General features: G+C 40.6%; 17 protein-coding genes and 1 tRNA gene. 4 read left to right on the forward strand and 14 right to left on the reverse strand.

Features of this window, described 5'->3' with window-relative positions:
- Positions 1–60: 60 nt before the first annotated feature.
- Positions 61–933 carry a universal stress protein gene (locus IWX76_RS03420; protein ID WP_196858469.1) on the reverse strand — a complete coding sequence of 291 codons (873 nt, stop codon included), beginning with the start codon at positions 931–933 and terminating at the stop codon, positions 61–63.
- 311 nt (positions 934–1,244) lie between these two features.
- Here IWX76_RS03420 and IWX76_RS03425 point away from each other — a divergent pair.
- A tRNA-Pro gene (locus IWX76_RS03425) sits at positions 1,245–1,318 on the forward strand.
- Between the two features lie 76 nt (positions 1,319–1,394).
- Here IWX76_RS03425 and IWX76_RS03430 read toward each other — a convergent pair.
- Both IWX76_RS03430 and brnQ read right to left on the reverse strand, forming a co-directional pair.
- Positions 1,395–2,069 carry a class I SAM-dependent methyltransferase gene (locus tag IWX76_RS03430; RefSeq protein ID WP_196858470.1) on the reverse strand — a complete coding sequence of 225 codons (675 nt, stop codon included), beginning with the start codon at positions 2,067–2,069 and terminating at the stop codon, positions 1,395–1,397.
- Between the two features lie 390 nt (positions 2,070–2,459).
- Positions 2,460–3,761, reverse strand: a complete 1,302-nt coding sequence (gene brnQ, locus IWX76_RS03435) for a branched-chain amino acid transport system II carrier protein (RefSeq protein WP_196858471.1) — start codon at positions 3,759–3,761, stop codon at positions 2,460–2,462.
- 308 nt (positions 3,762–4,069) lie between these two features.
- Here brnQ and IWX76_RS03440 point away from each other — a divergent pair, with 308 nt between their 5' ends.
- A complete protein-coding gene (locus IWX76_RS03440; RefSeq protein WP_196859022.1) occupies positions 4,070–4,264 on the forward strand; it encodes a response regulator transcription factor in 195 nt (64 codons plus the stop codon).
- Between the two features lie 10 nt (positions 4,265–4,274).
- Here the strand turns inward: IWX76_RS03440 and IWX76_RS03445 are convergent, their stop codons facing one another.
- Positions 4,275–5,099, reverse strand: coding sequence for a hypothetical protein (locus IWX76_RS03445; RefSeq protein ID WP_334641111.1), 825 nt, complete (start codon positions 5,097–5,099; stop codon positions 4,275–4,277).
- A gap of 171 nt (positions 5,100–5,270) precedes the next feature.
- Here IWX76_RS03445 and IWX76_RS03450 point away from each other — a divergent pair, with 171 nt between their 5' ends.
- Both IWX76_RS03450 and IWX76_RS03455 read left to right on the forward strand, forming a co-directional pair.
- Positions 5,271–7,751: an outer membrane beta-barrel family protein gene (locus IWX76_RS03450; protein WP_196858472.1), complete on the forward strand. Its 2,481-nt coding sequence runs from the start codon at positions 5,271–5,273 to the stop codon at positions 7,749–7,751.
- Between the two features lie 18 nt (positions 7,752–7,769).
- Positions 7,770–8,741, forward strand: coding sequence for an NAD(P)H-quinone oxidoreductase (locus tag IWX76_RS03455; RefSeq protein WP_196858473.1), 972 nt, complete (start codon positions 7,770–7,772; stop codon positions 8,739–8,741).
- Between the two features lie 76 nt (positions 8,742–8,817).
- Here the strand turns inward: IWX76_RS03455 and IWX76_RS03460 are convergent, their stop codons facing one another.
- The 10 genes from IWX76_RS03460 to pstC all read right to left on the reverse strand — a co-directional run bounded on the left by IWX76_RS03460 (position 8,818) and on the right by pstC (position 21,160).
- Positions 8,818–10,659, reverse strand: a complete 1,842-nt coding sequence (locus tag IWX76_RS03460; RefSeq protein ID WP_196858474.1) for a glycoside hydrolase family 2 protein — start codon at positions 10,657–10,659, stop codon at positions 8,818–8,820.
- A gap of 34 nt (positions 10,660–10,693) precedes the next feature.
- A complete protein-coding gene (locus tag IWX76_RS03465; RefSeq protein WP_196858475.1) occupies positions 10,694–11,350 on the reverse strand; it encodes a DsbA family oxidoreductase in 657 nt (218 codons plus the stop codon).
- A 200-nt stretch (positions 11,351–11,550) separates the two neighbouring features.
- The gene (locus IWX76_RS03470; RefSeq protein ID WP_196858476.1) at positions 11,551–13,071 is read right to left on the reverse strand and encodes a RagB/SusD family nutrient uptake outer membrane protein; all 1,521 of its coding nucleotides are present in this window, start codon (positions 13,069–13,071) and stop codon (positions 11,551–11,553) included.
- 18 nt (positions 13,072–13,089) lie between these two features.
- The gene (locus IWX76_RS03475) at positions 13,090–16,080 is read right to left on the reverse strand and encodes a SusC/RagA family TonB-linked outer membrane protein (RefSeq protein WP_196858477.1); all 2,991 of its coding nucleotides are present in this window, start codon (positions 16,078–16,080) and stop codon (positions 13,090–13,092) included.
- 69 nt (positions 16,081–16,149) lie between these two features.
- Positions 16,150–17,193 (reverse strand): FecR family protein, encoded by a 1,044-nt coding sequence (locus tag IWX76_RS03480; RefSeq protein WP_196858478.1) that lies wholly within the window; start codon positions 17,191–17,193, stop codon positions 16,150–16,152.
- A gap of 55 nt (positions 17,194–17,248) precedes the next feature.
- On the reverse strand, positions 17,249–17,785 hold the full coding sequence (locus IWX76_RS03485) for an RNA polymerase sigma factor (protein ID WP_196858479.1): 537 nt from the start codon (positions 17,783–17,785) through the stop codon (positions 17,249–17,251).
- 191 nt (positions 17,786–17,976) lie between these two features.
- Entirely contained in the window at positions 17,977–18,630 is a 654-nt protein-coding gene (gene phoU / locus IWX76_RS03490; RefSeq protein ID WP_196858480.1) for a phosphate signaling complex protein PhoU, read from the reverse strand.
- Between the two features lie 16 nt (positions 18,631–18,646).
- Positions 18,647–19,441 (reverse strand): phosphate ABC transporter ATP-binding protein PstB, encoded by a 795-nt coding sequence (gene pstB / locus IWX76_RS03495; protein ID WP_196858481.1) that lies wholly within the window; start codon positions 19,439–19,441, stop codon positions 18,647–18,649.
- Positions 19,417–20,280: a phosphate ABC transporter permease PstA gene (gene pstA / locus IWX76_RS03500; RefSeq protein ID WP_334641116.1), complete on the reverse strand. Its 864-nt coding sequence runs from the start codon at positions 20,278–20,280 to the stop codon at positions 19,417–19,419. The genes pstB and pstA overlap by 25 nt, the downstream gene beginning before the upstream one ends.
- Positions 20,273–21,160 (reverse strand): phosphate ABC transporter permease subunit PstC, encoded by an 888-nt coding sequence (gene pstC / locus IWX76_RS03505; protein WP_196858482.1) that lies wholly within the window; start codon positions 21,158–21,160, stop codon positions 20,273–20,275. The genes pstA and pstC overlap by 8 nt, the downstream gene beginning before the upstream one ends.

Consider the following 21,160-nt stretch of genomic DNA (forward strand, 5'->3'; position numbering starts at 1 on the left):
TGTCGTTGCCTTATACAAATATTGCTTCTTGCTATTTAGCTATACGTAAACATAGTTAAACTAAAACACGTGATTCAGGTAACCTGGATAAACCAGTAGAGGGATTTCTATACGCCTGGCCAGCTTTTGGGTGTGGCTTCGGTTAAATAACACGTCGATTAAGCTACTGCGTTGATGTACCATGACCAACATATCGATTTGACCGTGTTCTGTTAACCAGTCAAGCCCTTCATCAACACTCATTTGTTTAATATCCCTGAAATAAATGCGCGGATAATTCACCTTACTGGAGATGTCATTTAGAAAATCGGCAATTTTTGCCCTTTGCTTGTCGTCATCCCCCTGCCCCTCACTCACATGTGCCACAAGGATCTCCGCATTAAACTGGCTGGCAAAAGTAGCCAGGGAATGAATCACATCGATATCACCTTCACTCAGATCGGTTGCAAATGCAATTTTATTGATGCCCATAAAAGTAGCCGCCGGTGGCACCAGCAATACAGGAATTTTGGCATCGCTAATCATCTCGCGGCTGCAGCTTCCCAGGAAAAACTGGCTAACAGCTCCATCACCCGACATGCCCATAATCAACATATTTGCTTTTTCTTTTTCTACCATGCCATTAATAACATCGGCAAAAGGGCCGCCATCAGCAGTAAACTTAATTGGGCGAGCGTTAGCAAGCCAGCCCTTAGAAGCCTCCTCCTCCAGTTGATTGGATAACGTGGTGAGCCGATCCTGTGTTTGTTGCTGAACGGTGGCATAATCAATAACAGGTAAGGATACCTGAGCAGCCATAGGCGCTTGTACTGGCACCCCAAAAGCATGGCAAAGCAATACCTGGCCATCGACAACGTTGGCAAGGGCTAAGGCGAATCTCGCGGCATTTATAGAAGGATCGGAAAAATCAGTTGGAATCAGAATCTTTTTCATTAGTTATCTATATTTTTTTATCCCGTCATAAAGCTCACCAGTCGTTAATGTCATTAACCTAACACCTAATATTAGGCTTTTGATTTGAAGTTAATATTAATTTTAAGGGTTAAATTTGACTGAAGTCAACTTATTTAAGCTTTTGTTTGGTGGTTCTGCAAGGCTGCAAAATATTTATATAAATTTTTCTACCTGAAAAAGAATGCTTTAGCGAAAAACGCTGAATAAATATGCGCTGGATGCTTTTTATGTCGTGGATTTCTCTACATTTGCACCACAGCATCGGAAAAGATACTGACAGATACCAAGTTCGGGGTGTAGCGTAGCCCGGTATCGCGCCTGCTTTGGGAGCAGGAGGTCGTAGGTTCGAATCCTGCCACCCCGACGAAAGCCACTGATCATCAGTGGCTTTTTTGTTTTCCGGACATTTTGCGGACAGGTATTAAATCGTACAGCCGTTATTATTTAACGGCTATACCCATCAGAATGTATTTACTTTTTTCAGGAATTACTTTCTCCAGTAACGTGTCCACTTTTCCCAGTATTATCCTTTGGCTTTCGGTTCTTCCGAAGCATCCAAAAAAGCCAGTGGTGGTATACCTTATTTTAGAAAAAGAAGAAAACACCTCATCAATTTCACTTAATTTCAGATAATTCCAATTTTTTGTACCAAAAGCTTTTCTGAAGACCTTATGAAAGTAAGTAGCTTCCAGGTTCTCTGCAAATAACAGGATGCCACCAGGTTTTAAAGCTTTATAGATTTCTTTAACCGTGTGAACCTTGTTTTCATTCTTATGGCTGCTAATTCCCCCCAGGATTGATTTGAATACAATCAGGTCAAACTTATCTGTGTACGTGATATTAGTGGCATCCATGCGGTCATAACTAATCCTGGAGCTGCAGTTATACTTCTCATGAAGCTGATAGGCTACCTTCTCAGGACCATTGAGGTCTGTGCACAGTACCTTATTATTATTTAATGCAAGCCATAAGGATATTCCACCCTTACTCGCACCTAATTCCAGGCAATCATATTCCTTGTTATAAATAGTGGTGTTCTTTTCCCAGTAGTCTATCGCTTTAGACCAGTTAAAGACGTCCCACGCAACAATTTCATGCATTAATTCTTTTTCCATAGTATTATTATTGAATACAGGTTAATAGATATTTCTTTAAACGTTCAATGAGGGTATGCAGCTTAATCAAATAAGCCATATATTATCGAATTACCGATAATTCGCTAACTAATTTAATAAAAAAGAAATGAAATATTAACAGAATATTGAAAACTTAAAATTATGGGAATCGGCCCGGTGAGTGTCACAGAAGTTCCTGAAAAAAGTGTTATTTGTACAGCCTGAAAAACCAACCGGAAACACCTACATAGAGCGATTTAACGGTACAATGCGTTAAACTCATACATCATCAGAACCTTAGATGGGGTAAAATAAAAAGTAGAAGAATGAATATTTGAGTATAATAACCACAGGCATCAACAGGCACTAAATCACAAAACGCCAGTAGATTTAGGAAACTGACTTCTTCATCTTTTCAATTATAAAAAACAACACAAATAGCACAAACGATGGTAATATCCAGGCTAAATCATAATTAGCTAATGGAATCTTTTTAATGAATTGATCTATGCCTGGCGTCACTAGGCCATAACTATGCAATAGGCCGACCAATGAAATTAAAGATGTTCCAATAACTGCACCAAGATAGGGTTTACTAGATTTTATAAACCTACCAAAGAATACAATATAGAGAACCAATGTGATTACTATTGGATAAATGAATGATAAAAAAGGATAGGCATATGTAATAATATTATCCACTCCGGTTATAGATAACACACAAGATATCACACAGCAGCTAATGACTATTTTTTTATATCCCACTTTATGATTCACCAATTCGCTAAAGAAAGAACCTACTGCACTTGTAAGTGCAATTGCGGTAGTTAAGCAGGCTAATGCGATACAAATGGCCATGGCATAGGTTCCGTTTATACCCAGGTTATTAATGGAAATTTGTAAGAGTAAGGGTGCTCTTTTTGTGCTTTCTGACCATTCGCTGCCTGAAGTGGCACCTAAATAAACAAGACCGCCATAAATAAATAGCAAAAATAAGGCTGCAAGTAAGCCTGAAGCAATAACGATTTCGTTCTTCTGTTTAGTTGTATGATATCCCTTCAATTTTGCAGCGGAGATAATTATACCAGCAAATATTACGGAAGCTAAAACATCTAAGGTTTGATACCCCTCCTGAAAGCCCACCAAAAAGGAATCTACATTTGAATATCGGTTAACAAAATGATCGTCACTTGCATTGATTAATCCCATTACAATTAAGCCAAAGAGAATAAGAATCAATAAAGGGGTTAGATAATTACCAATTAAATCCACCACTTTTGAAGAAGAAAGGGAAAAAATGCCTGTCACAATAAAAAAAACAATGGAAGCAATTATTGGACTAAAGGTAGGGAAATGCGGCAAGATTCCGATTTCAAAAGTTGTTGCTGCTGTACGGGGAATAGCAATAAGGGGCCCTATTCCCAACATGATGACGATACCTAATACAACACCAACATTTTTATTGACCCGATTACCAAGATCGGTAAAGCTATCACCTGAAAGGACTACGGATATAATTCCCAGGAAAGGAAGAATGACTGTGGTAATCATGAACCCTATGGTGGTCCAAAACCAAGAGTCGGAAACCTGAAGACCAATAAATGGAGGAAGTAGTAAGTTGCCTGCACCGAAGAACATGGCAAATAGGGCAAAGCCTATAGTAATGATATGATTTATCCTTTTACCTTTCATCAACAGTTACAATTTTTGTTTAAAACCGTAAACATAGCAAATTATCGTAACCTTCTTGACTGCTGTTGTAATTGAAATATTTCTACAGCCAATGTTTAGTCCATATACAGGACTTGCAGGCATACAGGATATTCTGGACTTACCATTCTTCACCTATTGCTAATAATGAACGAGTTGGTCAATATTATATTCTACCTGAAAACCATGATTAAAAAATCAATGACATTGACGATGTTATAGACAAGGCGATTTTTTTATCTGTATGCTTCTTTTTTCTTTTTCAATGAGCATTAGAAAATCCACTCGATCTGCCAAGGCTCACGCGTCGGGAAGAAGAAGTGTTACGAAGTATTGCAGAGGGAAAAACAACCAGTAAAATGGCGGAGGAGCTGTTTGTAAGCACGCACACCATTGAAACGCATCGGCGCAACCTCATGCAAAAGTTTAATGTTTCTAACTCTGCTTCCTTGATTAAAATGGCTTCAGAATATAAGCTTATTTAATATCTGAACGCTACTTAGCCATCACGAAATTCCCAAAATAGACTTTCGAGCCTTGTTCATAGGAATATGGGGCCGTGATGTAAAAAAACTTCGTGGCTGCAGGTTTAAACATTTTCGTATCCAAAACTTTCGCCTTATCGATATATACCCGCATATTTTCGCCCTCCACTGTTATTGCTACATGCAACAGTGAATTTGAGTAACTAGCAAAAGGATAATCTAAGGTGTTATATTTATCCGTATCACTACTGGAATTGATAACCTCTTGATTATGGAAGTGCAATTGCGTATTAGTGATTGCATTTCCATTATGAGCGTCAATTAGTAAGTTTTTAGATGCATTGTCTCTGGCGAAGCCGAAAGACATGGCGCCAATATCAGCCGTTTCGGCACTTCTGGTAAGTATATCAAATTCAACAGTAAAATTTCCAGGGTTGTTAATAAGACTGTCAATTTTATATGTTGACTGTTCAGCTAATGCCAACCATTTTCCAGGCATGTCAGCAACAGAGAGTATACTCCCCGATCCGCTTGACTTCCATTTCTTTGGCATAAGGCCTTTTGTGTCGAATTTAAAGTCAGATTCAAAGATAATTTTAGTGCCTGGTGTAAAGGAATAAACCTCCTCCACATAGGGACGGGATTCCTTAGCCCCCCCTACAGCACTTTGATTGGTTCCAGAGCTTTTTTTCCCATTAAGAACATCATCGACTTTTTGGTTTGCTTTATCCTCAAGTTTTCTTTGCACTTTTTTCCAAATCTGAGCTTGAGACGCAGTAACCTGTACAAATAGGCTAAGTAGGGTAATTACGGACAATTGTTTAAGTGTCATCATGTTAGTTTTGTTTATCAAAAATAACTCTAATTTATATGCTATAGGTTGATAAAGAAAAAAATACCGGAAAACCATTAGAATATTGCATGCATAAAAAACATTTTAACTGTAACAAAGATAATTCATAAGGATGCGTTAACGGATTAATTCTTTCTTTTATCTTGCACGAAAATGCCATTGATCTTACGTATCTCCATGAAATTCTCTCTAAAACCCGCTCTTGCTTTCGTTTTTCTAATGATGTTTACCCTTTCCGCTGTAAACGCACAAAATTCATCTCCGGCAATCATTAGTTCCTCAGGAACGATTAAAGGAATCGTTATCGACTCCGCCACAAAAAAACCAGTAGGTTATATGACTATTGCCTTGAAAAAAGACAATGTGGTTTTAAAAACCATGGTTACTGAGGATGCTGGTGATTTCAAGTTCGACCAATTAGCACCCGGTAAATACAAAATTACAGCTATAGCCATTGGGTATGGTTCTAAAAATGTGGATGCAGAAGTTACTGGTATCACTACCATTGACTTAGGCAAAATTTCTGTGGCTTCACAGGCAAATAATTTGCAGGAAGTTGCTATTTCGGCTGATCGGCCTATCATTAAACAGGAGGTAGATCGCATCTCTTATGATATTCAGGCAGATCCGGAAAGTAAAGTGCTCACGGTTTTAGATATGATGCGTAAAGTGCCTTTGTTATCACTAGATGCCGACGACAACATTAAACTAAAAGGCAGCGGGAACTACAAAATTCTGGTTAACGGAAAACCTTCCAGCATGGTAGTACGCAGCCCAAAAGACGTGCTGAAGAGCATGCCAGCTTCGTCAATTCAAAAGATCGAGGTCATCACTACTCCTCCTTCAAAATATGACAGCGAGGGTTTAGCGGGTATTATTAATATCATTACCACCAAAAAGATTGACAATGGCTATAACGGTAGTTTGTCACTAAGGGGTTCTGGCCCGGTTGGCGGACCAGGTTTGGGTGGTTATGGTACACTGAAGCAGAATAAATTCGGCATGACCTTTTATGGGGGTACGGGGGTGTATAGACAACCGGAGACGGAAAGCATCAGCAGCAGAATCACAACTGGTGATAACCCCACTTCTCTACTAAACGCAGGAATGAGAAAATCTAAAAACAGGAACCAATACGGAGGGGCGGAATTAAGTTATGAAATGGATACACTTAACCTGTTAACCGCTGAATTTAATCCCTATAGCGGCTATAATAATTCAGAATCAAATCAGTCTTACAGTTTAACAGGTGATAACCAGGTAGTGGAGTATCAGCTATTGGGAAATAATAAATACGATTGGAGTGGCCTCGACGCCACTTTAAACTACCAGCGGGGATTTAAAGAAAGTAAGGAACGATTGCTTACTTTCTCCTATAAATACAATAATGGAAGAGAGCCACAGGACAATAGTAATATTTTCATCAACCGGGTGAATTTCGCAGGTCCGGATTTCAAACAACATAATGTAAGCAAATCGAAAGAACAGACGATACAATTAGATTATGTGCACCCTATAAAAAAGGTAAATATCGAAGGTGGAATCAAAGGGATTTTGCGAGACAACAATAGTAATTTCGAATATAGCAGTTATAATGAAGCGACAGGAAGTTACGACCTGGATCCCTCTCGAACCAATAAATTTAACAATAATCAAGACATCGTAGGCGTTTACAATTCATATGCCTTTAACCTGAAAGACTGGGGTTTTAAAGCGGGTATTCGGGCGGAAGGAACATTTACTAAGGCCGATTTTATAAGCAGCGAAGCAAGTGTGAATACGGAGTATTTTAATGTCATTCCCACGTTTTCAGTGAACAGAAAATTTAAAAACATGACCAGCATTAACTTTGGGTATACACAGAGAATCGAACGGCCTGGAATTTACACGTTAAATCCTTTCGTCGATCGCGCTATACCGAATTTTGAATCTTCGGGAAATCCTAATCTTGAGGCTGTACTGAGCAACAACTTCGAGCTTAATTATAGCCGTTTTAAAAAAGGTTCTCTAAACATTGGCCTCAGCTATAACTTCGCCAACAATACCGTTCAACAGGTATCTGTCTATAATGAAGATACACAGATTACCTACACCACTTTTGAAAACGTTGGAAAAAACAAGACGTTAACAACCAATATGAACTTCAACTTTCCGCTCACCAGCAAATGGAACCTCAGCATGAGTGGAAATATAGGTTATACAAATCTGGAAGGAACGATTAATGGGGTGATGACACAAAATGATGGCTTTACAGGCTACGGTTACGCAAACACCAGCTATAAGTTTGAGCATGAATGGCGCGCCAGTGCTACCTTTAATTATAGTGCACCGAGTGTGCTTTTACAAGGGAAATCGGGTAGCTACACCTATATTTCCTTTAGCGGAAGCAAGGAGCTCATCAAAGATAAACTCACGCTTTCTGCAGGCATCAATAACCCTTTCTCCAAATACAGGTACTATGAAACGTTTACAGAAGGGCCAAACTTCAACCAGCGGGCTAGCTTTCAATATTATAACCGTTCCTTCTTTGGAAGCTTAAACTGGCGTTTTGGAAAGCTGAAAGATTCGATTAAAAAGGCGCAGCGTAGCATCAGTAATGATGATGTAAAGAGCGGCGGGAAGTCGGGAAGTTAATTTATAATCACATATCCTATGAAAGCAGCAATCATTACAACCTATGGCAAAGCCGATGTCTTGAAACTAGAAGAAAGAGAAAGCCCTGTAATTGATAAGAACGAAGTCCTTATCAAAGTGAAAGCCGCAGGTGTTAATCGTCCTGATGTGATTCAACGCCAGGGAAAGTATCCAGCACCGGACGGCGCACCAAAAGATATACCCGGACTGGAAGTAGCCGGTATCATTGAATGCGTGGGTGCCGATGTAAAACAATGGAAAGCTGGAGATCAGGTATGTGCTTTGGTTGCTGGTGGTGGATACGCCCAATTTGTTAATGCTGATGCGGGTTTGTGTCTGCCCATACCTGAGGGTTTTAGCTTTGCAGATGCGGCGGGCTTACCTGAAACAATGTTTACAGTTTGGAACAATGTATTTCAACGTGCTCACTTGCAAAAAGGTGAATCTATTTTAATTCATGGAGGCAGCAGTGGCATCGGAATTACTGCCATTCAGCTAGCCACCTATTTTGGTGCTAAAGTAACGGTTACCGTGGGTTCCGATGCAAAGGGTCAAGCTTGTTTAGATCTAGGTGCTGATAATTACATTAACTATAAGACCCATGATTTTGAAAAGGAACTGATCGAATCACCGGTAGATGTGATTCTCGACATCATTGGTGGCGAGTATTTTGATAAAAACCTTAATGTCCTTCGACCCGAAGGAAGGTTGGTTTATATCAATGCCATGAAAGGAAACATTGTCTCTCTAAATTTGGGTAAGCTCATGCAGAAACGCATTACCCTTACTGGAAGTACCCTGAGAAGCAGGGAAATCTCTTTCAAGAGAAATCTCGCCGCTGAGCTTTATAAAAAGGTCTGGCCCATTTTAGCATCAGGACACTTTAAACCTGTAGTCTTTGCTACTTTTCCTTTAAATGAAGCTTATAAGTCGCATGAACTGATGGAATCGAGCCAACACATCGGGAAAATAGTACTGGAAATAGATTAAATAATAAGGGGTTGAACTTGTGCAAAATCTGCATAAGTTCAACCCCCTTGTGGTGTCTTTCGTTTAAGATTTAAACTTAGTTAAACTTCACAGGCACCGTATATAGCCGATCATTAACAACCTTTAGCTGATTAACCGGCATTTTCATTACCTTTCGATCATAGGTCATAAAACCATTGATCTCCCCTTCTACATCGGTTGTCTGTGTATAAACTGCAGCCGACAAGCCTAAGTTGATGAACTCCTCTAGACGAACTGTAAATTCATTATATCGCTTAAACATATCTTCCGGGTTCTTGAAAGTCTGGTACCCCCAGTTATCTTTCTGCTGCCAGGTATGGCCAGTGATCGGCAAGCCTAAACCACCAAATTCGCCAAGCACGAGGACATATTTTTGGCCGAACAAATCTGGTCTTGGCATCGCCGGACTAGGATAATTATGTAAATCTACCATATGTCCTGTTGCGTAATAATTACCCCCACTGGCACTATTTACCAACCTCGATGGATCTTTAGCCATTGTCCACTCTGTAATTTCTTCTGTTTTAAACTGTCCCCAGGCTTCATTAAAAGGCACCCAAACCACAATGCTTTGAAAATTGTGAAGGGCATCCATAATGGCGTTCCATTCCTTTTTAAAATAGCCCTCCGATTCCGGTGTTCTTTTTTGATCGGTACCTTTTTCCAAAACTCCCGGTCTTTGTTCCCAGCCATTTCCTATATTACCGCTTGGCATATCCTGCCATACCAGCATACCTAGCTGATCACAGTGGTAGTACCAACGCGCAGGCTCTACTTTAATATGCTTTCTGATCATGTTAAACCCCATTTCTTTGGTTTTAACAATATCAAATTTAAGGGCTTCATCCGTAGGTGCTGTATACAAACCATCAGGCCACCAGCCTTGGTCAAGCGGACCGTAGTGAAATAGAAATTTATTATTCAGCATCATCCGTTGTATGCCTGCAGCATCTTTTTGCATAGAAATTTTACGCATAGCCACATAACTTTTCACCTCGTCTACTGTCTTCCCTTTTCTGATTAAAGTGATTTTTAAATCGTATAAAAAAGGCTGATCAGGTGACCATAACTTAGGATCAGCTATTTTCAGGGTAAGGACCTTACCTGCGGTTTCTTGTTGTTCAACTACTTTCCTCGTACCATCAAATACCGTCACACGAACCATGTCGCCAGCCAGGGTATTTTTTAAATCAGCTGTTACCTTTACAATTTCCTGATCAATATCGGGCGTGTGTTTTGTAGAAGCGATAAAAGACTTAGGCACCGCTTCTACCCATACGGTTTGCCAAATCCCAGACACCGGTGTATACCAGATGCCTTCCGGTTTTTTAACTTGTTTACCATTGGGTTGCGGTCCATCATTTGTAGGATCCCAAACACGTATGCTCACCTCCTGATTTTTCCCAGGCTTCAACAAGGCTGTGATGTCAAAATAGAAAGGATCATAACCGCCCTCATGGGAGCCAGCTAACTTTCCATTCACATACACCTCAGTACGCCAGTCGACAGCCCCAAAATGCATCAGCACATTGTTGTTTTTAAAGTTAGCCGGTAAGGAGAAGTTCCTGTTGTACCAGATCACACTATCCTTTCCCACGGTTTTGCCCACACCAGACAATGCTGATTCCACCGCAAAAGGAACCAATATTTTGCCTGCATATTGTTTAGGTTTAGTTTCAGAATCAACAGTCTCCAGCGAATAATTCCATAAACCGTTTAAATTTAACCACTTATCTCGCACCATTTGTGGTCTGGGGTATTCCGGCAATGGCTTGGCTGGATCGACTTCTTCAGCCCATTCTGTCATTATTTTATCCCCGACTGGCGCCCAGCTTTTGTCCTGAGCATAGAGGTTCAGACTTACTATTAATAAAAAGCCCGTTAAAATTTGTTTCATACGTTGGTTTTTAGGTTAGAATTAGATATTATATTTAATGGTTACGTTCGTTATAAGCCTGCTCTAAAGCTTGAAAAAACGTTTTACTATCTTGTGCCCCTGATATCGCATATTTTCTGTCAATGACGAAAAATGGTACTCCCCTCACGCCTACTTGCTGCGCTTCGTAAATGTCAGACCTCACCTCATCGGCATAACTTCCGTTGTTTAGGGCCAATTCCAGCAAAGTTGCATCCAGGCCTATTTCCGTTCCTAACTGGATGAGGGTGGCATAGTCATCGATATTTTTACCATCAGTAAAATAAGCTTGAAACAGCTTCTCCTCTGCTTCTAACTGTTTATCGTACTGCTTTGCAAAATGCGTGAATCGATGCGCATCAAATGAATTTGCCACAACCGATTGATCAAGGTTGTACTCCAACCCCACATCAGCAGCCATTTGCGTAACCTGATCGTTAAGCCCTTTTGCTTCATCAATGCTCATTCCTTTATGTTCGGCAAGGTACTGATTTATGTTTTTGTTAGGGTCAGTCACCATGTCTGGCGACAATTGATAGCTTTTCCAGATCACCTGAATGTTTTGATTTTCCGGAAATTGCGCCAATGCACTTTCAAACTTCCTCTTGCCGATATAACAAAAAGGGCACATCACATCACTCCAGATTTCTATTTGCATTTTATCGTTATCCATAACCGGTTTTTATTTTCGGGAACCAATTCCTTTTAACAAATATATAAAAAAGCACCACTTGCCCTTTGCAACCGAGCGGCTTTTAGCGGCCGACAGAAACAATAAAGTCCGTCTGTCAATAATGTTACATGATAACACTCCCAACAGACGGACTAATTTAACCTAGTTGATCTTTTTTAAGGGCAATTCCGCAACCGGAATTAGTATCCCGGATTCTGAACCAGGTTTGGGTTTAATACTAACTCTGTGGCAGGGATAGGAAATATCCGGCGATGTGGGCCCTCATTACCTTTTTTGAATCCCCATGCGTTTTCATATTTTCCAAAACGGATCAAATCGTTACGTCTCCAGCCTTCCCACGCCAACTCCCGACCTCTTTCTTCCAGTAATAAGTCTAAAGTCAAGCTCGTCATTGCAGGCGCTTTCGAACGTGCTCTGACTTGGTTTACCAAAGTTAGGGCTTCTCCGGCACTGGCACCTTGTCTAAGTAAGGCCTCTGCTTTCATCAGGTAAACATCTGCCAAACGGAAAACGGGCATATCGTTATTCTGGTGTCGGGTGCTGCTATTGGTATTTGGATCTGGGTAATATTTAATGGAGCGCACACCCATGGAAACACCATTTACTTCAGGACCAACATCCATGGTGGGTTCATCTTTTATGATAATCTCGGGGGTAAAGTTTAACGATCCCGTTCCATTTTTAATTGGCGTTACCCCATCATTTGCATATTGAATTCCGGCAAGCCAGGTTGCATTTCGTACATCGCCAGGTAAGTTAAAGGTCCGGTAAAATTCTGCGATGGTACACATCGCATTACTCGGACTAAATGGCAAGTTATACTTAGCACGCAAGGTGCTGTGCAAGCTAAAACGGGTGAATTGATTTCCAGCAGAATAATTTGCATCATAAATAGCTGGAAAAATCGTCTCACTGTTTGGTCCGTTGTTCACGGCAAACAACTGGTTGTAGTCGCTCATCAGGGAAAGGCCAGACTCGTTGATAATCTTATCACCATAGGTAACCGATTCTGCATAACGGGCTTTACCGGTGTAATACTCCGCATTGAGGTACATTTTCTGAAGCAAGGCATAAGCCATCCAAACCGTTGGACGGCCATAATAAGCTTGGGTAACCGTAGCGGGTTTCGATAAACCTGCCGACACTTCCAATAATTCTTTTTCAATGAAATTGAATACTTCTTCGCGAGTAGATTGTTTAGGACTTTCCGTGGTACCAAAACTGGTGATTGGCACATGGCCATACATATCCATCATATAAAAATAGAACAGTGAACGCATGGTACGAACTTCGTTAATAAACAAGGTCTTCAGTGCGCCCTCTTCAGCATCTTCTAACAGGCTTAATACCCGGTTACAATCACTGATTCCGGCATAACCCCATTGCCATGCCCCTTCTACCGAGGGATCTGCAGTTGTCCAGCTATGTTTATGCATGGAAATATACCTTCCTTGATCATAATAACCACCGTTACGCGCTGTAATAATCGCTTCTTCTGTTGTTAATTCATTCATGCGCCAGATATCTACACCATACCTTGCGGTAAACTTTTGATAAATGGTGCCGGTTGCAGCCACAAAGGCGCCCTCAGATTTCGGGAAATTGTCGCTGGTTAGTTTTGATTCAACCGCGACGTCCAATTTTGTGCAGCTCCCTAACGTTAATAAAGTGAGGGCAGCTATAGTTATATGTTTTTTCATTTTTAATATGAATGAAGATTAAAGACTCATGTTAAGCCCAACGATAAATGAGCGTGTTTTAGGGTAAAAATTACGGTTATCAATACCCGGCGTTTGTCCAGCCATATTGATCTCCGGATCCACACCGTTATATTTTGTGATGATGAATAAGTTATTACCTGAAGAATAGAGACGTAGGGTTTTAGCACCTTTAATTTTAAAAGTATAACCTAGTGTGGCGTTGTCCAGTCTCAAATAAGAACCATCTTCCAAATAACGATCCGACACGAATTGTGCAGTATTGTCATTGCTCGCCTCATCCAGCGTGACCACAGGGATATTCGTTTGGTGGGCATAAATTGGCGCATTCATATCAGCTAGCGTCGCATTCAAGATTTTATTTCCGGATACGCCCCTGATAAATACATTGAAATCAAATTGTTTAAACCTTAAGGTATTATTCCAGCCGTATAATAAATCTGGTTGTGCAGATCCGGTGACAGCAAAATGTTCAAATCCAGTGTTCGTGGTAGAGGCATTACCTTCATTGTCGTAAAACATAGATACGCCGTCTTCATTTTTCCCAGCATAACGCAGGGTATAGAACGAGCCTAATGGCAGACCCTCTTTAATGATCTGAAAACCACTGATGCCCGACTGCCCCCTGCCTCCAAAATTAGCCGTAAAAAATTGGCCCGATTGGAATACATCGTTCGAGATGGAAGTGATCTCATTTTTGTTGTGCGACAAATTTACAGAAGTGTTCCAGCTAAAATCTTTTTTATTAATAACGTTCGCATTTAAGGTTAACTCAATACCTTTGTTGCTCATTTCACCAACATTGGCGGTTAACTGATTATATGGATACTGCGTTGTAGATACGGTATATGGTGCAATCAGGTCAGAAGTTCTTTTGTCGTAAACCTCTAAAGCCCCAGACAATCTATTGTTAAACAAGCCAAAATCAAGACCAATATTCAGGGTAGCTGTACGTTCCCACCTTAAGTTAGGGTTGTCATTTTGAGTCGGACCAATGGCGTTTAACCACTTACCATTGTAATAAAAATAGGTTGCATTCTCTGTTCCATAAATCAGCCTGGCCGTATAGGCATCAAAACCTACCGAGTTGCCAGATTCACCATATCCAGCACGAAGTTTCAAAGCACTGACAAAACTTACCCCCTTCATAAAGTCTTCCCGGTCCAGGTTCCATCCTGCTGATACGGAAGGAAACATACCCCATCGGTTATTGATACCGAAAGCTGAAGATCCATCACGACGTAAAGATGCCTGTAACAGGTATTTACCTTTGTAATCATACATTGCTCTTCCATAAAAGGATATCAGACGTAAGGTAGAGATGGCATTAGTTCCGTAATTTACTACGGTAGTCCCGTTTCCGTTACTCAGACCCAGGTTATTCCATAATAAATCATCAGAAACAAAGTCTCTCCCGGAAGTTTGAAAGCCATCGCCGTTACGGTTTTCCTGCCATGAATAACCGGCAAGTAATTTCATCTGGTGATCGCCAAAAGTACGATCATAATTGAAGTAACCTTCCATAATTTTTTGGGTATGCGTTACAGATGCACGCTCTGCATAACCATTAAATCCCTGTGCTAACATCGATGCACGGTTGTAATAGAGGTTATCATTAACCTGCTCTTTCTGCATGGATAACATGGTGGTAAAATCAAGGCCTTCTACTATGTTAACCCGGGCAGAACCGTTAACCAGGTATAGGTTGGATTTACTTTCTATTGTATTGTTATATAATAGCGCAACCGGGTTATAATAACCTCCTGTACCAGTAGTCCGTGTAAGATCTTCAGTATATGATCCATCTGGCCTTTTCACTGCCACTGTAGGCAGATAAGTGAACATATTATTATAAACTTGAGTAGCTATTCTGTCATTCGTGGTATTACTATTGGTTACATTTAAATTGATTTTTAACCGGTCATTGAACATCCTTTGCTCCATATTTCCCCTTACAATGAAACGTTCCATGGCGGAGGTTTTGATGATTCCTTCGTTACTTAAGTAATTTATACTACCGCTGTAAGAAGAATTGGCACCGCTTCCGCTCAGGTTCACGTTGTGGTTATGAGAAATACCGGTTCTGGTTACTTCCTTCAGCCAGTCTGTATTACTGCCGTCATCATTAGTCGGATCCAACACTTTACCTGCCGCTTTTAAATAGTCCCTCAGTTGATCGCCACTGGCCATATCAATTTGATTAGAAATACTTTCGCTTGCTGCATAGGCGCTGTAGCTTAGTCTTGGCTCCCCCTGAGCAGCACGTCTGGTATTGACCATGATCACGCCATTCGCCGCTCTGGATCCATAAATTGCAGTGGCAGATGCATCTTTCAATACTTCCATTCCAATGATATCATCGGGCGCAACCAAATCAATGGAGGCTCCCGGAACACCATCAATCACATAAAATGGTTCCTGGGCTCCTTCACGGAAACTAGAGGGTCCACGTAAGATCACCGCAGGTCTGTCGTTTGGATTTCCACTACGAGTAACGTTTAATCCAGCTACCTTACCTTGCAAAAGTTGCCCTGGTGAACTGATCACCCCTCTGTTAAAATCTTCTGGTTTTACAGAAGTGACCGATCCGGTAATTTCATTTCTTTTACTTTTACCATAACCGATCACTACTTCCTGCAAGCTGGTAGGTTGTTCCTTCAATTTCAAACTTAATGCCACCTGGTTTCCTGCACTTAACGTGTAGTTGGATAAGGTATCTGTCTGAAAACCTACATAGCTAAAGATAAAACGGTACGGCCCGCCCGCAGGAAGACTCTCAAAAGAAAAAAGACCTTCGGAAGATGAACTTGTTGATACCGATTTTCTGGAAGTCTGGTGCTCTGCTTTAATGATAACACCGGGCAAAGGCATTCCCGAAACATCCTGTACAACACCCTTCACAGGGACTTGCTGGGCAAAAACCTGCCCTACTGAACTGACCAAACCGATTAAAACCAAAAATCGGAGGCGCTTAACTGTTTTTAATTTCATAATTGTTAATGGATATAGTTTGAATTTAATATTTGGATTTTAGTTTTTACTCTACCTAAATTTATATACTTATTCGATTATTCGAGCAGCGATTTCCTTTTTCAACAGATAATTATTTTCCTCACCTCTGGTCAGTCTCATATTATTAATTAAACCGATTGTCTGTAACACATTTTCGACCTGCTCATTATCTATATTAACAGTACCTGTAAAAATGATATGGCTAATCTCCTTATCTGCTGCTTGTATGTTTACGCCATAAGCATTACTTAACAATGCCAGCACATCACGAAGAGGAATGTTTTTCATAATGAGTATACTCCCCTCTCGTGTTAAAGATGCAACTGGCTTCATAACTACAGGAATTTTAGTTTTCAGCAGCGTCGACAATTGTCGTTGCCTGTCGTAAATCAGACCCGACTCCGCCGTACTGAGGTAAACTGGTTTAAAAATTGATGAACTGGATTCCGGACTAACCACGATTTTACCAGTATGTAATTGAACTGCTGTTTTTCGCCTAGCCGCACTGGTGTTAATGGTGAATGACGTGCCCAACGCCGTGGTTTTTAAATCGCCTGCGATAACGCTAAAAGGTTTTTTAGGGTTTCTCTTTACCTGGAAATAAGCCTTTCCACTTAAGTAAACTGTCCTGGAAACCTTATTAAATGTCTGTTGGTATTTTAAAGAGCCTTGAGGGAAAAGTTTAACGACAGAGGCGTCAGGTAAGTGGAGACGTTTAACCTTGCTGCTTTTATTGCTTTCATAAACCCAGCGTTCAGATTTAACCACCACCTCCTTTATTGCAGGTACTACCGCAGCTGTTTCAGTAAGAATGGGCGATGCTTTAGGTAAAGACCACCAAGTCCAACCTAATACACAGATCAGCGACGCCGCTGCTGCATATTTTGTGTAAGTGAATAACCGCTTTCGCAGGATTTTTCTCTTTATTTGTTTTTCGATGTAGGCGTAGTTACGATGCTGAGTCCACTGATCCAGGGTTCCCTGCCCTTTATGATTTGCCCATTCCTCATCGGGAAACAATTCTCCAATGATTTCGGGATTTTCCCAAAGCTTCTTTTTAACCTGGCGTGAGTCTTTCTTTTTAGCCTTCATACCAGTATTACGTATGTCGGCAGCTTACCCCTTACTAGTTAACAATTACTTAATATTAGAAAAAAAATATAGTGTACATGTATTGCTTGAGGCGTAAAAGAACTTTATAGATATGACTTTCGACCGTTTTAGGTGAAATGGCAAGCATCTCTGCAATTTCCTTATGCGAAAGTCCGTTTTCCCGACTTAATTGGAAAACGATCTTTCTGATTGGCGGCAGATGTTCCATTTCCAGTTTAAAGTGCTTCATCAAATCCTTAGTTTCAATCAGGCTAGTTAAACTATCGGTATAAAGGCTGTCCATTGCAGAAGCCAGACTGTATTTATGGCGAACAGCTTCTTTACGCAGTTCGTCAATCATTACCTGACGGGCCATGCCAAAAAGCTGGACATTAATGCCAATGTCATCCTTTAGGATTTCTCGTTTTTCCCATAATTTGATAAATGTGAGTTGCACTACTTCTGATGCTATAAAATCAGACTGTGTTTTAAAGCGAATAAAGCTATGAATTTGTTCATTGTATAAGCTGTATACAGAATTGTATACAGCCAAATTGCCTTCCTTAAGTCCGGTAATGAGGTTGACTTCCATCTGGGTACAAATGTATTTCCCAGATGGCAGAAAAGCATGTCTACTGAAGTTATGCTTGTGTAAACATTGAGTTAATCAGAAAAAACTTTAACCTTAAATATCTTTATGAACATTCGTAAAGAGGTATAAATGCTAGGAAAAGTAAGTTTACTGAATTGTTGCAAGATACTTAACTACCAGGAAAATGGAAATTAATTATGCTTAAGCACTTTGGCTTCCAGGTAAAATATAATCTCTTCAGCAATGTTTTTACTCTGGTCACCCACCCTTTCTAATTTGCGAATAATGGAAAGTACATTAAGGGCCTGCTCCGTTTTATCAGGATTTTCCCTAATATAAGTCGTAATGACACCATTAACTGCTGCGTTAATGTCGTCGAGCATCTCATCCTTTATAAAGATACTTCTGGCCAATTTAGTATTTTCCTGGTCGAAGGCATTTAATACATCCTGAACAATATGGATGGCTGCTTCATACATTTCTAAAAACTGAGTTACTTTCAACAATTCTGGGTCAAAAGCCTGTTTTTCGCTGATGATTAATTTACTGATACCTTCAGCAATGTCGCCAATCCGTTCCAGGTTATTGTTAATCTTAAGCGTCGCCAGCACAAAACGTAGGTCGATAGCCACAGGATTAAACAAGGCAAAAAGATTTTCACAGTTCCTATCGATATTTAACTCCATGGAGTTTACACGTTTTTCATTCGACACCACTTCCCGGGAAAAATCCTTGTCAAAAGTTTTTACGGAATGTAACGATTTGTGCAATTGCGAAATCACCAAGGTCCACATGGCGGTGATATCTGATTTTAACAGGTCAAGTTGTGCTTGTATAGGCGTCATTTCGTTTTAGGTTTATTTAGCCAAATCTACCAGTAATATAGTTCTGGGTAGCATCTTTTGCTGGGTTGGTGAATATTTTGTCGGTACTGTCGAATTCAATAAGCTCGCCTAGGTAAAAGAAGGCTGTTTTATCACTCACCCGTGCAGCCTGCTGCATATTATGGGTAACAATGACAATGGTAAACTGGTCTTTAAGTTCGTAAATAAGCTGCTCAATTTTAGCGGTAGATATTGGATCCAGTGCAGAAGCCGGTTCATCCATCAATAAAACTGAGGGTTTTACAGCAATGGCACGTGCAATACATAAACGTTGTTGCTGTCCACCAGATAAGGCCATGGCCGACTTATGTAAGGAATCTTTTACTTCATCCCACAGTGCAGATTTTTTAAGGGCAGTTTCTACCGCTTCGTCTATCACAGATGTTGAATTCTCGCCATTGATCCGCAGGCCAAAAGCAACGTTTTCATAGATAGATTTCGGAAATGGATTAGGCTTCTGAAACACCATACCAATCTTTTTACGGTATTCGTAAACATCAATTAAGTTGTTATAAATGTCAACATCATCAATCAATACCTGTCCATCAATAATAACATTCTCAATCAGGTCGTTCATGCGATTAAAACAGCGCAAAAAAGTAGATTTCCCACAACCAGAAGGACCAATAAAAGCCGTTACGGTATTAGGTAAAATATTGATAGATATATCTTTCAGGGCGTGTTTAGGACCATAATGTAAATTTAAGTCTTTCGCCTTTAATTTATAAATACCATAACCACTCTCTTTTATATTAATGTTCTCTTTTGCCATCTGTTTCTAAAGTAAATTGCAATACCATTCAGTATTAAGGTAAATAATAACAGCACGATGATTCCTGCCGCAGCGTTAACAATAAAGCCCTGTTGTGGCCTTGATGTCCAGTTAAAAATCTGTATTGGCAGGGAAGTAAATTGATCCATTGGCCCCTCCGGGATAAAAGGAACATAAGCAAGTGCACCCACTACAATTAATGGTGCCGTTTCGCCTATGGCCCTCGATACAGAAAGGATTACCCCAGTTAAAATACCACCAAAAGAGGTGGGAACAACCACCCGCCTAATCGTTTGCCATTTGGTGGCTCCCAATCCATAGGCCGCTTCTCTAAGCGAATCAGGTACCGCTTTAATGGCTTCACGTGTAGACACGATGATGACAGGCATAATTAATAACGCTAAGGTAAAGGCTGCTGCCAAAATACTGTTTCCCATTTCAGACCACCTTACAAACACCTGGAGTCCTAAAATACCATAAATTACTGAAGGTACACCCGCCAGGTTTGAAATATTGATCTCTATAATTTTAGCAAGGCGATTTCTTTTACCATATTCCTGCAGATAAATACCTGATAAGATGCCGATAGGCAAGGCAATGGCCAGCGTAAATATCAATAAGCTTACCATACCCGCTAATGCGGTATAAATTCCTGATTCTTCAGGATGTCTGGAGGGCAGATTGGTGAAAAATGACCAGTTGATACGTGCAATGCCCAGGTATACAATGGCTGATAATAACACCACCAGGGTGATCAAGCCAAAACTTGTACACATGATGGCGAATACCTTGAAAATTCCGTCCTTAGTTTTAGGACTCATTAAATTTCCTCTACTCATAACGCTGTTGGTATTTTTTCCTGATCCAGAAACTAATGTTGTTCAAAAGGAAGGTGAAAATGAAAAGGGTAATACCCGCAGCAAAAATGGTGCGGTATTCTAAAGAATCCTGAGGTACATCTCCCATACTCACTTGTACAATGTAAGTGGTAATGGTTTCTACAGACTCCAATGGGTTTAATGTCAATTTAGGTTGCTGCCCAGCCGCAATGGCTACAATCATGGTTTCGCCAAGTGCCCTGGAAATAGCCAGGATCACCGACACGATGATACCAGAGTTGGCCGCCGGAACGATGACCTTAAAAGCAGTTTGAAAACGGTTAGCGCCTAACCCGTAAGACGCCTCTCGTAAAGACTTAGGCACTGCACGCAGCGCATCTTCACTTAAGGAGGTAATATAAGGAATGATCATCACCCCCATTACCAATCCTGGCGATAAGGCGTTGAAGCCCCCCAATCCGGGGATGATGGTTTGCAACAGTGGGGTTACAAATTGTAAAGCAAAAAAGCCATATACTACGGTAGGTATAGCGGCTAATATTTCCAATAATGGCTTTACTACAGCGGTAAAGCGCTTTGAAGCATATTCATTTAAATACACGGCAATGGTGATTCCTACCGGTACGGCAACCAATACAGCGATGGCTGTGGTGAGTACAGTACCTGAAAGCAGCGATAATATACCGAAATGTTTGTCTTCAAACAGTGGCGTCCATTGCGGGTCTGTTAGAAAATCAAATAGCGATACTTCAGCAAAGAACTTGAAGGTATCCAGTGAGAGCACGATCACGATGCCAACGGTGGTTAATATAGACACCAGGCTACATAACACCATAACCAGCTCCATTAACTTCTCAGAAATTCTTTTCGAGTTGGCCAT

This window comes from Pedobacter sp. CAN_A7, from assembly GCF_015752175.1.
Taxonomy (GTDB): domain Bacteria; phylum Bacteroidota; class Bacteroidia; order Sphingobacteriales; family Sphingobacteriaceae; genus Pedobacter.

Excerpts from the sequence above, each read along its gene's own strand:
- IWX76_RS03420 (WP_196858469.1), bottom strand. The coding sequence starts at position 933 with ATGAAAAAGATTCTGATTCCAACTGATTTTTCCGATCCTTCTATAAAT.
- IWX76_RS03430 (WP_196858470.1), bottom strand. The coding sequence starts at position 2,069 with ATGGAAAAAGAATTAATGCATGAAATTGTTGCGTGGGACGTCTTTAAC.
- brnQ (WP_196858471.1), bottom strand. The coding sequence starts at position 3,761 with ATGAAAGGTAAAAGGATAAATCATATCATTACTATAGGCTTTGCCCTA.
- IWX76_RS03445 (WP_334641111.1), bottom strand. The coding sequence starts at position 5,099 with ATGATGACACTTAAACAATTGTCCGTAATTACCCTACTTAGCCTATTT.
- IWX76_RS03450 (WP_196858472.1), top strand. The coding sequence starts at position 5,271 with ATGCCATTGATCTTACGTATCTCCATGAAATTCTCTCTAAAACCCGCT.
- IWX76_RS03455 (WP_196858473.1), top strand. The coding sequence starts at position 7,770 with ATGAAAGCAGCAATCATTACAACCTATGGCAAAGCCGATGTCTTGAAA.
- IWX76_RS03460 (WP_196858474.1), bottom strand. The coding sequence starts at position 10,659 with ATGAAACAAATTTTAACGGGCTTTTTATTAATAGTAAGTCTGAACCTC.
- IWX76_RS03465 (WP_196858475.1), bottom strand. The coding sequence starts at position 11,350 with ATGGATAACGATAAAATGCAAATAGAAATCTGGAGTGATGTGATGTGC.
- IWX76_RS03470 (WP_196858476.1), bottom strand. The coding sequence starts at position 13,071 with ATGAAAAAACATATAACTATAGCTGCCCTCACTTTATTAACGTTAGGG.
- IWX76_RS03475 (WP_196858477.1), bottom strand. The coding sequence starts at position 16,080 with ATGAAATTAAAAACAGTTAAGCGCCTCCGATTTTTGGTTTTAATCGGT.
- IWX76_RS03480 (WP_196858478.1), bottom strand. The coding sequence starts at position 17,193 with ATGAAGGCTAAAAAGAAAGACTCACGCCAGGTTAAAAAGAAGCTTTGG.
- IWX76_RS03485 (WP_196858479.1), bottom strand. The coding sequence starts at position 17,785 with ATGGAAGTCAACCTCATTACCGGACTTAAGGAAGGCAATTTGGCTGTA.
- phoU (WP_196858480.1), bottom strand. The coding sequence starts at position 18,630 with ATGACGCCTATACAAGCACAACTTGACCTGTTAAAATCAGATATCACC.
- pstB (WP_196858481.1), bottom strand. The coding sequence starts at position 19,441 with ATGGCAAAAGAGAACATTAATATAAAAGAGAGTGGTTATGGTATTTAT.
- pstA (WP_334641116.1), bottom strand. The coding sequence starts at position 20,280 with ATGAGTAGAGGAAATTTAATGAGTCCTAAAACTAAGGACGGAATTTTC.
- pstC (WP_196858482.1), bottom strand. The coding sequence starts at position 21,160 with ATGGCCAACTCGAAAAGAATTTCTGAGAAGTTAATGGAGCTGGTTATG.